The following is a 13435-nucleotide window of genomic DNA, read 5'->3' on the forward strand; positions in this document are numbered from 1 at the left end:
CGCTCAGGTACCGGAGATAAATCTGATACATTTCATTGCGCGTTCGAATGCGGCTCTGTTCACAGCTCTGTATTTTTCAGGGATTTCAGCCTCAAGTACTGCCTTTAAAATTTCTTCAGAAAAGGGCAAAGCCTGCGCACCCACAGCCGCTCCAAGCATTGCAACGTTTGCAGCCCTGTATGTCCCTACATCGCCTGCAAGCTCCGTGAAATCGGAACAGATAATGTCAGGGTAGCATTCACATAAAAAGGAGAGCAAAGATGCAGGGTCATATTCAGGGCTTCCTGGCGGTCTCGATGCTGGCGGGATAGCATGGGTATTTACCAGAACCTTCCCGCCCTTCCTGAGAAAAGGCAGGTTCCGTACGGTTTCCGCGGGTTCCAGGCCTAAAAGCAGGTCTGCCTGTCCTATGGGGATAAGTGACCCGAATAGTTTGTCTCCTATTCTCACATGGCTGCTAACCGAACCTTCCCTCTGAGACATGCCGATGGTTTCGGCAGTACTTACATGGAATCCGGCTCTAATGGCAGCAAGTGCAAGCAGTCGAGAAGCAAGCACAACACCCTGCCCGCCAACGCCTGCAATTAAAATATCATACTTCACAGCTTTCCCCCTCCTATGCAGATAGCTTCCGACGGGCAGATTTGTGCACAAAGCCCGCAACCGATGCAGCTATCATTTATGACAGGCTTATCTGAATCAAGGCTAATAGCAGGGCAGCCAAGTTCTTTTATACAGAAACCACAGCCTGTGCAATCATCAGATTTTATTCTGTAATATCTGTCAGATTTTGTAATCCCTGCGCATCTGCCTTTGAATACTATAACGGACGGCCCTTTAAAGTTCATGGCTTCCTTTGCGGTTTTTACACAACTTCCCAGGCTGTCCGCCTCTAAAGTATTTACAGTCCTTACAAATTCGACCCCGCAACTCCGAACCACATCTGCAATCTCAATGGCTTTTGAAGCACTTCCGAGTGCGGTCAGGCCTATGCCTGGATGGGGCTGATGTCCTGTCATTGCAGTTGTCCGGTTGTCAAGTACGGCAAGGGTGATATCGGCTCCGTTATAAACAACATTTACCAACGCAGGGATGCCTGAATGGAAAAAGGTTGAATCGCCGATAAAAGCTACATGCTTTGCTTTTGGGTTCGTGCGGAAAAGCCCTCCTGCAATGCTAACTCCGGCTCCCATGCAGAGGCAGGTATCCACCATGTTAAGTGGGTAGGCATTTCCGAGAGTATAACAGCCTATATCCCCGGAAAAAATCGTATCGGTTTGAGCCTCTTTTTTAAACTGCTTTGCAGCCTGCTTGAAAGCATAAAAGACGGTTCTGTGCATGCAGCCGGCGCAAAGAGTAGGTGCGCGGATCGGGAGGGGAGGAAGTTTTTCCATTGAAACGGCAGGAGAAGCGTGGGAAAGCCGTAAACTCTCCCCAAAAGCTGCGAGTGCGCTGTTTATGCTGTCAATGACAAGATCCACGTTATATTCCCCACTTACAGGGAAAAAGCCGTTCTTTTTTCCATAAACTTCAACAGGCAGGTGTGCTTTTCCTATTAGCTGGAGTACCTGTTCCTCAAGGTAAGGATCAAGCTCTTCAGCCACTATCAGCCTGTCAATTCCTCTCAGGGAAGAAAGGACTGCTTTTTCCGGAAACGGGTATACTGTCCCGATCCTGAAAAGTGTAAAAAGTTCTTCAAAATCGCTGACAGTTTCCACTGCTTCCTTTACATAAAGAGCTGAGACGCCTGAAGCAAGAATCCCAATTCTTCCCGATCCCGAAACCGTATTGAATGGAAGCCCGGAAAAACGCTCGGAAAGCTGCGCCTGTACGCTTTCAAGCCAGGGATGCCGCTCGGCAGTAAGCCTCGGAAAGATCGTCCATCGCCTGTCCTTTACAAATCCCTCACCTACAGCTTCGACAGGCTCGGGTTCTGCAACTGCAACCTCAACATCCCCGCAGCTATGGGAGACCCGCGTGGTGGTTCTAAGGATAACAGGAATCTCGAATTCGTGCGAAAGCTCAAAAGCAAGCTTTGTCAGTTCATACGCTTCCAGAGGGGTTGCAGGGTCAAGGACAGGAATATTTGCAAAGTGCCCGAAAACCCGCGTATCCTGTTCGGTCTGGGAGGAATGAGGCCCGGGATCGTCGGCAACGAGCAGGACAAGGGCTCCTTTTACCCCGATATAGCTCAAGCTCATGAGGGGGTCGGATGCGACATTCAATCCTACCTGCTTCATTGTCACAAACGCCTTTGCTCCAGAATAAGCAGCCCCTACAGCCGTTTCAAGTGCAACCTTTTCATTGCTGGACCACTCAATATAGATTCCATACCTGTCCGCATACCGGATAACCGTCTCCAGAGCCTCGGTTGAAGGAGTCCCGGGATACCCGGTAGCCACCTGGACGCCAGCTTCTATAGCTCCAAGTGCAATGGCTTCATTACCCATTAACAGTTTTTTTTTCGGTCAATAAATCATCTCGAATCGAGGGTAATATTTTAACAAATTGACAATATTAATAAACTTAGATAAACCTTAAGTAAATAAACTTGAAAAGATTTTGGATTTTTCTGAATTCTTAAACTATTTATCAAAATTATTTTGAGGACCCTAAACCACTTTAAGGCAGTTAACTGTTTTTGTGCCACGGAAAATGTGATGCCCATTTATGTACAGTGTTGTGAAAAGAAGTACGTAAAATTCAAATATAAAGTTTTTGTTTTATCCTGAGCCAGTTTTATGAAAAACCAAATTTGAGCTAACAAATTCTTTTGCAGTGTATATCATTCTCAGTCGCCCCACTCCTGATTGATCACTCTTCTTCTGGAGCGTAAGCAATCAAAAGAAATTAATGCCGAAGAAAAGAACAGAAAAAAATGTTTTAGAAATTTTAGTATTTTTTAGGCGTGGGGATCATCAAAGAGGATTATATCCAATTTAAAGAGATCCCATTACATACGCTAATTCCCCACTACCCATAGAAAATAATGCTAATGTTGTATTTATAGCTTCGGGAATTGAATTGTGGATTTTATTCGAGAGAGTCATAGCTGATCTGGCTCAGGTAGAAAATTGTTCCTGACCCAGAAGAAGCGCATCACAACTTACCGGAAATTATTTTAATATTTTGCAATATTGTAAGAGTCATGAATAACGAAGATAAAGCGTCAGGCGGCGCCGATAAGAGCCGAGAGTTCGGAGTAATGGGAGAACTCTTACGTGCACTCCAGAAAGAAGAGATGGAGCAAACCGAAATCTCCCCTGAAAAAATTCCCGAAGCCAGAATAACACAAAGCACAATTGACCTTATGACAGAAATCAATGCAACATTAAAAGAAGTAGCCGAAACACAGAAGAGCATACTGGAAGAACTCAGAACGATTAAATAAATATAATAACAAATTTTTTAGAAAAATTTTCAGCTCAAATTTTGTAATAGAAAATAACACAAAAACTGAAATTAGGAATCGAGAGCTGAAAAAATTCTGAAGGTCTTCCTTGATTTTTATATCATTAGATTCAGATTTGTAGTCCATGGTTTTATTCTTTAACCCTTTAGAATACACGACTTTTTGTAAGTATAGCTCCCGATTTCCTTATTGCCAATTGCCTTACTTCTTATTTTCTCAACGCTGCCTGAACCTTTTTAGTGTTTTCTATGGCTTTTCTTTTTAATTCAATCATTTTTTCCATTTCAGCTATTTTGGCTTCCAGCCAGAGTATCTTCATGTCCATCTTCATTAAAGCAATTTCCTTTTTCTGATCTGCAGGAAGAATTTCCCAGATTTCCTTCATCATTCCTCCGTGACCTTCATGCATGTTTAATTACCCCCTTTTCTCTAGTACTGATTTCACTGACAACTGCCACAACCATGACCAGGGACTGGAAAAAGTCTGTTGGCATCATAAAGAGATTATTATTACTGACATATAATAACTAGAGAAATATAAATTAGAATCCTATAATGATTGAAATTAGAACTTTAAAAGGAAAGAATGTCAAAGAATGTACTGGTGGTCTTCTATTTTGTTCGCAAATTACAGTGGATATTGACATAGAGGGAAAAAGTTAACTTGATCCTGTCTGGTAGCCCCATTCTGTGGAAATTATGACTTATATGGCTTTGAGATTAGGAAGGATCACAACCCGGAAGAACATTCAGGCGCAAGCTCATAAGGAGCCCTGTGAACTTTAAGTTATGATCCTTCCAGCATCCAATTCTTAAAATGTTAGTTTGCCTTCTAATTCAATCCTATGAATTTAAGCTCAGATCTGTGAATTTAAACACATATCTGTGAATTTAAACACATATCTGTGAATTTAAACTCAGATCGATTTCTCCCAGCCCTGCCCGAAATCTATCAGTGGCCTGACTTCATAGACTTCGAAGGTCAATGCAGCATGTATTAGCTTCGCACCTTCCTCGCCTACGAAATTTGCAGCCTGGGTCCGGATCATTTCGAGCAGTTCCCCGGATGTAGTATATTCCTTCAGTTTCATGTAAACCCGGATGCCTTTCCAATCCGTAATCGAGTCTGCTGGCTCCATAATAGTATATATCGCATGAGGATTCTCCAGAAGGTTTGCAAAGGTACGGTTGTTGGCAGTCGCCGCCAGAACAGTCTTTTCATCAATCATTTGAGGCGAGCCGAAGACAGCGGAATCGACCCGTCCGTCACTGCTTGACGTGCTGAGGACGCCAAGCCTGGGAGCTTTGTTAAAATATTCAATCAAGTTTGATGGCATATTTTATCTCCTTTGCATTAGTATTATCATTCATCCTTTAAAAAGAAAAGCGAAATATTTCGGAACTTTATCTCTTCAAAGGCAGTTTTTCTTTAATTCGTTTAGCTAGTTTTATTTCTTTTAGTCCAGCTTTGGAATTTCTGAACTGGTGAAGGTTTTAGCCCATTCTAAATCTTCAATCCAATTGAGGAGAGTCCGATTTAGGAGACTACTAACGATGATTTAGTATATAAGGTAGTAAATATCTTTTTGTATGTATGCCAAAAAATAGCGGCACTGGCAGATAGTTTTTAATATTACTCAAAGGCAAACTTCAGGGCAGCGACTGCAAAGACTCTGATAGAAAAAAATTCCTGAGCCTCCCCAAAAATGCAGTAATTTTCCCATAAAAATATTAGTTTTGGTTAATTGCAATGTTGTGACCTTGCCATAAATCCTAAGTTAACTTTTATATACGGTGGGAGAAATTGGCCTTCTGATCTATTTTTTGATTCAATAAATTTTTGAGATTTATGATTTACAGAAATTAGGTACACTGCCTTAGCTACAGGACTACAGAAGAACCTGCGCAAATATATATTCAATAATAAATAATTATGTTTATTATGTAATATAATCTAGCAAATATTATATAAAATAAAGGATACTAGAATATTTATGTGGGGAAGGGTAATATTTTCTATGGCGCTAATTTTTATTAGCGGTTTAATGATCACCACAGCTGGAGCGGTACCGGTAATCATAGATTTCAAAGATAAAGCTCACCCTGAGATTGTACAGCCTTATGGAAATGTAACACACAGCTACAAATATATCCCTGCAATAGCTGCTGATCTTCCGGAGCAGGCTATTGAAAATCTGAAAAAGAATAACAAAATCGCATGCATAGAACCAGACTATGAAGTAAGTACACTGGAAGAGATCGTAACGTGGGGAATAACCAGAATTGGGGCTCCATTGGTACATACAAATGGCAACAAGGGAGCTGGAATCAACGTTGCAATAATAGACACCGGAATTAATTATAATCATCCTGACCTGCGTGACAATTATAGAGGAGGATATGATTTCGTAAACGATGATATCGATCCTCTTGATGATAACGGGCATGGGACATATTGTGCCGGTATCATCGCTGCGGCAGATAATAATGTAGGAGTTATCGGCGTTGCTCCCGAAGCCAATATCTATTCACTCAAAACAGTTAATAGTACAGGAAGCGGTAGTATCAGCGACTTGATAGCCGCAATTGAATGGGCGATTGAGACTCACGAGGATGCGGATACTTCAAACGATATTCAGATAATATCTATGAGTCTGGCTTCAAAAAGTCGAGTGACAGCACTGGAAGCAGTGTGCTCACAAGCGTATGATTCCGGAATTCTGCTGGTTGCAGCTGCTGGGAATGATGGAAATATCGAAGGAGCAGGAGACTCTGTAGTTTATCCGGGAGCCTATAGTTCGGTAATAGCAGTTGCAGCGATCGATTCCTTGAATAAGAGGGCTTCATTCTCAAGCACAGGTCCAGCTGTTGAGCTTACTGCACCGGGCGTTAACGTACTCTCAATCTCCTATCAGGATGGTTTGACGTCGTTAAATGGGACATCTATGGCGTGCCCCCATGTTGCAGGAACTGCAGCACTGGTTCTGGCAGCAAACCCATCTTTCACCAACGATAAAGTAAGAGACAGGCTTGCACAAACAGCTACAGACCTTGGGACTCCTGGAAGAGACAAACTGTATGGATATGGACTTGTGAATGCAGAGGCTGCCGCGGCCGCCTGCACCTTATGAAACAACGATGAAAAATCGGAAAATGCCCTAAGAAACATTAAAGGCAGTTTTATCTTAAGCCGGCTTATTTTCTAGTTACAAAAAACAAATGAAAACTACCTCCTTAAATCAAATTGTTTTCACAAAAACCCCTAATAAAAACTCCTATTTATAAGCCTGCCGCATCTCCCGTTTTTAGAAAAAGAAAACGATTTTAAAAAACGCGTTTGTTCTTTATTCATTGTTCAAATGGGAAATCTTTTCTCTACATGTGTAGTGGCATTTCATAAAACATCCAGTTTAACCAAGGATTCCTGCAAGATTTTCTGAGATCTCCAAGAGACTCCTGTAACTTTATGCTTGCTGCTCTAGTTCGTGAACATTTCAATGCTGAGATCCCAGAGATTGCAAGACTCACTGTTCGTTTGAAATTCTCAAGAAAAGCAACAGTTTGTTTGATAATAAAATCTCAAGAAAATAGCCTAATATTCAGAGAAAAAGAGTTAAAGTAAATCCAAAAATGCCTTTAAGTCTTAAAAATTTTAAAGTAAAGGAAGCAGGGTATGCTCAAGAGCAAACCCATTCCTTATTTCCATCTTAAGTCAATCTGGGTTTTAATCCAAGTTCTATTCATTTACTCCTTTATTTATGCAGTTAGATTTTTCTATTTTCTCCAGCTTCTCTTCCCTTATTTCACCTGTGCCTTCTCCATTCCAGATACTTCGTAAACTCCATGACCATAAGGGTGGTTGAAGCCAGCGGGATTATCATTGCCCAGTCGGAAAGCGAGAGTGGAACAGTCCTGAAAGCCGTTTGCATGAAAGGCACGTAGATTGCAGCAAGCTGCAGAATTATTGTGCTCAATACGGCATAGATAAGGGACTTATTTGTAAAGATTCCCAGGGAAAATACCGAATATCGTTCCGAACGCCAGTTAAAGGCGTTAAACATAAGGGAAATAACTACCAGGGTAAAGATTAGGGTCTGGATTTTTGGGAGGGGTATACCGTTACCGAGAGCCCAGTAAAGAACCCCAAGCGACTGGACTGCAATCAAAAGTCCCAGTCCGAGGCTTGCTATAATCATTCGCTTTGAGACCAGCCCTTCTTTTGCTTTAGCCGGCTTCTGCTTCATAAGCCCCCTGTCAGGAGCTTCCAGGGAAAGCGCCATTGGAGGCAGGCCGTCTGTGATAAGGTTGATCCAGAGGATCTGAACCGCAATGACAGGCAGAATCTGCCAGGCAAGCACTCCGACAAGCACGATAAGTACGAGACCTATGTGACATGTAAGACCGTATGCAATGAAGTTTTTAATATTCTTCAGGATATTCCGACCCTCTTCGACTGCCGACACGATGGATGCGAAATTGTCATCGGTCAGGATCATGCTCGAAGCTTCTTTACTAACATCCGTACCTGTAATACCCATAGCTATTCCCATATCTGCGGCTTTCAGAGCAGGAGCGTCATTTACTCCGTCTCCCGTCATTGCAACTATGTATCCCTTTTTCTTGAGGGCCTCAACCACTTTCAGCTTGTGTTCTGGATATACCCTTGCGTAGACCGAGACTTTTTCCACTATTTCTTCGAATTCTTTATTGTCAAGCGCATCCAGTTCGACGCCTGTGAGGATAAGATCTCCTTCCCGGAAAATCCCGAGTTCCTTTGCAATCGCAAAAGCCGTGGTCTTGTGGTCGCCCGTAATCATCACGGTCCGGATTCCTGCACTGGTACAGGTAGCAATCGCGGTCTTTACCTCCTCTCTAGGAGGGTCACGCATACCCATAAGCCCTGCAAAAATCATTTCTTTCTCAGCGTCTTCAGCAAGAGTATCTTCCGGAACCTTGCGGTAGGCAAATCCCATAACCCGAAGTGTCTGATTTGCCATGTCGTTTACTACATTGAGGATTTCCTGCTTTCTTTCGGAGGTTAACTCTTCTTCACACTCCCCAAGGAAAATTTTCGTGCATGAAGCAAGGATAACTTCAGGGGCTCCTTTGGAATACGCATACGTCCCATCTTCGAAACAATTGAGAGTGGTCATCATCTTCCTCTCGGAAGAAAAGGGGATTTCTCCTTTGCGCCTGTGTTTTTCCTCAAGGGCGGTTTTCCAGATGCCTTCTTTAGCTGCCACAACTACAAGAGCGCCTTCTGTAGGGTCACCTGTAATATCCCATACTCCATTTTCCTCAACCAGTCCTGCATCGTTACAGAGAACTCCCGCAACCAGCAGCCTGTGAAGATGCACGTCTTCAGAAACAGGTCTATCTCCGCTGAAGAAATCCCCTATAGGTTTATATCCTTCGCCAGTAACACTTAAGAGGGTTCCATTCACGTACACCTTATCAACAGTCATCTTGTTCTGGGTAAGCGTCCCGGTCTTATCGGTACAGATAATATTGGTAGAGCCAAGTGTTTCTACTGATGGCAGTTTTCTTACAAGTGCGTGCCTCTTTACCATTCTCCGAACACCAAGCGCAAGCCCGACTGTCACAACCGCGGGGAGAGCTTCGGGAATAGCCGCAACCGCAAGGGCAACTCCCCAGAGAAACATCTCAAAGGGATCAAAGCCCTGGAAAATTCCGAGTATAGCTACAAAAGCCACGACTATAAGGGTTGCAGTCCCGAGCCAGCGCCCGAACTGGTCAAGCTTCTCCTGAAGGGGTGTTTTCTCCCTTTCGATTTCACCCAGAAGCCCGGCAAGTTTCCCAAAAGCCGTATTCATGCCGGTTGCCGTAACAACGGCTTTACCCCTGCCGTAGGTGACCGAGGTTCCGGTGTAAGCCATGTTTTTTCTGTCAGGCTGTGGGGTTTCGGTAGGAAAGATGTCTGTACATTTTCCTACAGGAATGGATTCTCCGGTGAGTGAGGACTCATCTATCTCCAGGGAGAGGGCTTCAAGAAGCCTTGCATCCGCAGGAATCCGATCTCCTGCCTGCAAAATTAAAATGTCGCCTGGGACAAGCAGGGAAGACGGAATTCTCACCTCTTTTCCGTCCCTTATAACCAGGGCTTCTGGGCTGGTAAGTGACTTCAAAAGTTTTATTGATTCTTCTGCCCTGTATTCCTGAACAAAACCAAGCACGCCAGCAAGAATCACGGTAAACAGGATAACAAAAGCATCAACAAACTCTCCAAGGAAAGCAGAAACAAGTGCTGCAGCGATCAAAATTATAATAAGGAAACTTTTGAACTGGGAAAGAAAAAGCTTTACAACCGAGGTTTTTTCTTCTTCTTTAAGTTCGTTTTTTCCGTATTTTTCAAGCCGGTTCTTCGCTTCTCCCGAACTCAATCCGTTTTCGGATGTGTTCAGGGTCTTTAGAACCGCGTCTGCGGCTTCGTCATAATACATCCAGTTTTTATCTCCAGTTTAATCCATGCAAACGCCTTCAAGTTAACAGCGTTTACAATCTGTCAATTTTAACTTATTTTCGGGAGCGTTATTAATTTAGTAATAGAATATAGAACTTTGTATGGAAAGATCCTTAAAATGCTCCTGCAAGTCTTTCACAGGTGCATTAAAATGAAAATTTATGTTTAATTCTGCTATAAAACAGGAATTTAATACTTAAAACAAAACAGGGTAAAAGCAGAGTAACTGGAGAGTCGCTTCTTAAGGCTGAGTGTTAAGATAAAAATAATTTTAGGGGCAGTTATCCGGGGGCTCACCGCAGTTTTCCCCGGACGACAATCAATTCCTCGAAAGAAACTTTTTTTCTTGCCACAACCTCAACCACAAACCCGAGTTTCTCCATTTTTTCCTTAACCGCTTCCATTCCGGTAATGGAAGAGATAAGCACAAGAATCTTTCCTCCTGGCTTGAGATAGTCTCTTACTTCGTCCAGAAACCGGTCCAGAGTCTCTCTCCCGCTGGTTCCACCATCAAAAGCATAATTCAGCCATCCGGGAATTTTTTCCTCCTTCGATGTGGGCAGATAGGGTGGGTTGAAGAGAATAAGGTCAAAACGAGTCTCCTGATGCCGGGGTTTGAGCCCTTTGAAAAGGTCGGTACGGATAACCTCAATCCCATTCATTTTCGCACAGCGTACAGCGTGCGGGTTAATCTCGGTGGCGACAAGGCGGATATCTTTCAAGTTTGCAAGGAGTACAGCCGATACAAAACCTGAACCTGTCCCTATCTCAAGAATGTGCATGCCTGGTTTTGCCTCTATCAGGGCTGCATCGGCAAGTAAGAAAGAATCTTCGGCAGGTTCATAGACAAGGTCCGTGTCACCAAGCTTGATCCTAGCTTTTCTGTATTCGATTTCAACCATAATTCCGAGTTCTTATTGTTCTTTTGTTTCTGCGAGAATTAATTTCTTTAAATTAACTATCTGATTTGCGACGTGTGCAAGTTCGTCTGGAGTCAGGTTTTCAGCGCGTTTGTTCATTAAATCCTCAGGCAGCCGGGCAATTACTTCTTTAACACTAGGAATTTTAAGCATGTGATTCGTGTTCAGGATTGCGTTTTTCAGTTTTTTCCGTCGCTGGCTGAAGACAGCAGCCACAAAATCCATGAAAAAAGCCTGGTCTTTAACCTCGAAAGGTGCAGGGCGGGGAACAAGTTTGACCACTGCAGAATCAACCTCTGGTGACGGCTGGAAAGCGCTCTTAGGGACTTTCATCAAAATAGAAGCGTCAGCGAAATAGCACGTATCGACTGTAAGACGTGAATAGTCCTTACAGTTGGGCTGGGAAACCATCCGGGCTGCAAACTCATACTGGTACATGAGAATGCCAAGTTTAAACTTATGGCGGAGGAGCTTGAAAGTAATCTCCGAAGAGATGGAATAAGGAAGGTTAGAGACGACCTTACTGAATTCCGGGAAATCTACTTTAAGAGCATCACCGGCAATGATCTCAATATTTTCAACCTCATCAAAACGGTCATGCAGAATTCTGACCAGAGCAGGGTCAAGTTCAATTACAATTACTTTTTTTGCCTTCTGTGCAAGCCTCTCTGTAAGGTTTCCGACACCTGCACCGATTTCAAGGACAACGTCATCAGGATCCAGATCAGCAGCAGCTACTATCCTGTCCAGATAGCCTGCATCGACCAGAAAATGTTGATCAAAAGTGCCTCCTTTTATATTATATTTTTTAAGAAGAGAACGAACCAGAGTTGAGACCTCCTGAGTAAATCAAGTATGAGTTCTTTATTTCCTTTAGTCTGAAGCGAGCCAGGTTAATGAAGATTAAGGTCATTTAAAGTCATAATCAAAAGCTAAATAAACCTGACTATATAAGAATTATTGAATAAAAAAAGAATAGAGAGAGTTCACAGCTCACTCGGCTTTCTGGCGGCGTGGGGGAATTGTGAACAGCCTGTACTTGATGAAATCATCCTTGAGTTCTTCTTCAATCCTGTTGGCAATGACTTTAGCCGGGTCATGCAGGCTTGGAATTCTCTCACGGATATCCTGGAAACTCTTGAATTCTCCTTTTTTGCGCTCGTCGATTATAGACCACATGAGTTTTTTGCCTATCCCGGGCAGAAGATCAAGCATGTGCAGGCGTGTAGTTATGGAATGGGCCTCGTTGAAAAACTTTACAAAACGCTCCTCCTGATACCTGACACATGCCTCAAGGATAAAAGGCAGTTCAAGATTGGCTCCTGCCGTAAGCTCAGAATAGCCTATTCTTTGCTTTACGTGATCGATTTCATCCCGATCTCCAGGGCCTATATAGACCCTTGACTGGATTTGAGGAACTACGCCGTTTTTGGGAACAAGCTCCATAAGGGTAAATTTTTTGTCTCCCACAGCCTGGACAAGAGGCTTCTTCTGGTATGAAGCGGTGCTATTAATGGACTTCCCATATGGGAGGTAGTCAAGAACCCATGCATATTCCTCTCTTTCCTGCAAAATTTCCTGGGATTTTCCGGATGAGCGCGAAGCTCTCTCTGATTGTCTATCTGATTGTGGTTTGCCTGTCGGACGCCTGCCGCCATAAGAAGGTTTTTCAGCAGCTGATCTGCCAGCGTACGGTCTACCTGATTGCGACTTCTCTACTCTCATCAGCACACATCCTATCAAATAAATATAAAATCCCATGGGAATCTGTGTTCAGGATGTAACTGATCCTGAGTCACACGATTTACTTTCATTCGGTTTGGAACCTATCCCATTAATTGGACTTGTCGAATATTCACAAAATCACGAGTATTCCTAAAATTTTATACTGTCCTGTAACCTTCATCCCCGGACTCCATCTTCCAAACTCAAAGAGTCCTCTGTGTTCGATTTCAAATCAGGGTACTCCCTGATTTAAAGCACTTTAAGTTTCGAATACTTCCCTTATAAACAACAAGATGAAAACTGCTATATAGCTTATTCCCTTTTCATTTCAGTTTTATTCAATGGCTTCCAGCACGTAATCGAGAATCAGATCCAGTTCCTCATTGCTCAGGGTATATTTCTCTTTAGCGTAGATTGATCGGATTTCGTCCCTTGACTGAGGCAGAATATCTGCGATCCTGATAGCGATTGCAGGCTTCATTTTTTCAAGCTCTAATAACTTGTTAACCAATTCTCTTGATTTTTCCCCGCTGATTTTTGAAAACTGTTCAGCATGACGCAGGGCCTTTCTGAAACTGTATCCTATCTCAAGCCCCTGCTCCCTGCGCTCATCTGCGATCTTGGTAAGTAGTTCTCTAACTTCGGCCAAGGTCAATAATTCTTCACTGAGGACTTCCTTAACTATCATTGAAATACACTCTTTTTGACTTAAAAGCTGTTTATGACGAAATTCGATCGTATTTAGCAATGACCTGAAATTGTTACAAATAATCGTATCCTAATCTGGCTCAGGTATATGTCTGACAAACGATATATAATTATAGATATCCCCGTATCAGAATAAGAGATAAAATCTTAAAAGCAGTTTCTTCAAACTCCCACTCACCTTTTAGCAAG

The 13435-nt window shown here is 42.9% G+C and carries 11 protein-coding genes; 2 read left to right on the plus strand and 9 right to left on the minus strand.

Annotation, left to right across the window (positions count from 1 at the left end; all coding sequences use genetic code 11):
* Nucleotides 1–3: 3 nt before the first annotated feature.
* Nucleotides 4–603 (minus strand): indolepyruvate oxidoreductase subunit beta, encoded by a 600-nt coding sequence (locus AOB57_RS13660; protein ID WP_167829639.1) that lies wholly within the window; start codon nt 601–603, stop codon nt 4–6.
* Nucleotides 600–2450: an indolepyruvate ferredoxin oxidoreductase subunit alpha gene (gene iorA / locus AOB57_RS13665; protein ID WP_054298170.1), complete on the minus strand. Its 1851-nt coding sequence runs from the start codon at nt 2448–2450 to the stop codon at nt 600–602. The genes AOB57_RS13660 and iorA overlap by 4 nt, the downstream gene beginning before the upstream one ends.
* Before the next feature lie 698 nt (nt 2451–3148).
* Between iorA and AOB57_RS13670 the strand changes: the two genes are divergently transcribed.
* Nucleotides 3149–3391, plus strand: coding sequence for a hypothetical protein (locus AOB57_RS13670; protein ID WP_054298171.1), 243 nt, complete (start codon nt 3149–3151; stop codon nt 3389–3391).
* Between the two features lie 229 nt (nt 3392–3620).
* Here the strand turns inward: AOB57_RS13670 and AOB57_RS13675 are convergent, their stop codons facing one another.
* Nucleotides 3621–3800, minus strand: coding sequence for a hypothetical protein (locus AOB57_RS13675; RefSeq protein ID WP_226999532.1), 180 nt, complete (start codon nt 3798–3800; stop codon nt 3621–3623).
* Between the two features lie 529 nt (nt 3801–4329).
* Entirely contained in the window at nt 4330–4749 is a 420-nt protein-coding gene (locus tag AOB57_RS13680) for a pyridoxamine 5'-phosphate oxidase family protein (protein ID WP_054298172.1), read from the minus strand.
* 708 nt (nt 4750–5457) lie between these two features.
* On the opposite strand from AOB57_RS13680, the gene AOB57_RS13685 reads away from it, so the two are divergent.
* Nucleotides 5458–6543, plus strand: a complete 1086-nt coding sequence (locus tag AOB57_RS13685; RefSeq protein ID WP_167829640.1) for a S8 family peptidase — start codon at nt 5458–5460, stop codon at nt 6541–6543.
* 672 nt (nt 6544–7215) lie between these two features.
* On the opposite strand, the gene AOB57_RS13690 is transcribed toward AOB57_RS13685, so the two are convergent.
* The 5 genes from AOB57_RS13690 to AOB57_RS13710 form a co-directional block, all read right to left on the minus strand.
* Nucleotides 7216–9873 (minus strand): calcium-transporting P-type ATPase, PMR1-type, encoded by a 2658-nt coding sequence (locus AOB57_RS13690; RefSeq protein WP_054298174.1) that lies wholly within the window; start codon nt 9871–9873, stop codon nt 7216–7218.
* 313 nt (nt 9874–10186) lie between these two features.
* Nucleotides 10187–10795, minus strand: a complete 609-nt coding sequence (locus tag AOB57_RS13695; RefSeq protein ID WP_054298175.1) for a HemK2/MTQ2 family protein methyltransferase — start codon at nt 10793–10795, stop codon at nt 10187–10189.
* Between the two features lie 12 nt (nt 10796–10807).
* The gene (gene rsmA, locus AOB57_RS13700) at nt 10808–11641 is read right to left on the minus strand and encodes a 16S rRNA (adenine(1518)-N(6)/adenine(1519)-N(6))-dimethyltransferase RsmA (RefSeq protein ID WP_193726306.1); all 834 of its coding nucleotides are present in this window, start codon (nt 11639–11641) and stop codon (nt 10808–10810) included.
* A 165-nt stretch (nt 11642–11806) separates the two neighbouring features.
* The gene (locus tag AOB57_RS13705) at nt 11807–12538 is read right to left on the minus strand and encodes a DUF655 domain-containing protein (RefSeq protein ID WP_054298241.1); all 732 of its coding nucleotides are present in this window, start codon (nt 12536–12538) and stop codon (nt 11807–11809) included.
* A gap of 334 nt (nt 12539–12872) precedes the next feature.
* On the minus strand, nt 12873–13226 hold the full coding sequence (locus tag AOB57_RS13710) for an RNA polymerase Rpb4 family protein (protein ID WP_054298177.1): 354 nt from the start codon (nt 13224–13226) through the stop codon (nt 12873–12875).
* Nucleotides 13227–13435 lie beyond the last annotated feature (209 nt).

Origin of the sequence: Methanosarcina flavescens, assembly GCF_001304615.2 — an archaeon.
GTDB classification, from domain to species: Archaea; Halobacteriota; Methanosarcinia; order Methanosarcinales; family Methanosarcinaceae; genus Methanosarcina; species Methanosarcina flavescens.

Bases quoted from the DNA above. Each gene is read 5' to 3' on its own strand.
- iorA (WP_054298170.1), bottom strand. From the start codon at position 2,450: ATGGGTAATGAAGCCATTGCACTTGGAGCTATAGAAGCTGGCGTCCAG.
- AOB57_RS13670 (WP_054298171.1), top strand. From the start codon at position 3,149: ATGAATAACGAAGATAAAGCGTCAGGCGGCGCCGATAAGAGCCGAGAG.
- AOB57_RS13675 (WP_226999532.1), bottom strand. From the start codon at position 3,800: ATGATGAAGGAAATCTGGGAAATTCTTCCTGCAGATCAGAAAAAGGAA.
- AOB57_RS13680 (WP_054298172.1), bottom strand. From the start codon at position 4,749: ATGCCATCAAACTTGATTGAATATTTTAACAAAGCTCCCAGGCTTGGC.
- AOB57_RS13685 (WP_167829640.1), top strand. From the start codon at position 5,458: ATGATCACCACAGCTGGAGCGGTACCGGTAATCATAGATTTCAAAGAT.
- AOB57_RS13690 (WP_054298174.1), bottom strand. From the start codon at position 9,873: ATGTATTATGACGAAGCCGCAGACGCGGTTCTAAAGACCCTGAACACA.
- AOB57_RS13695 (WP_054298175.1), bottom strand. From the start codon at position 10,795: ATGGTTGAAATCGAATACAGAAAAGCTAGGATCAAGCTTGGTGACACG.
- AOB57_RS13705 (WP_054298241.1), bottom strand. From the start codon at position 12,538: ATGAGAGTAGAGAAGTCGCAATCAGGTAGACCGTACGCTGGCAGATCA.
- AOB57_RS13710 (WP_054298177.1), bottom strand. From the start codon at position 13,226: ATGATAGTTAAGGAAGTCCTCAGTGAAGAATTATTGACCTTGGCCGAA.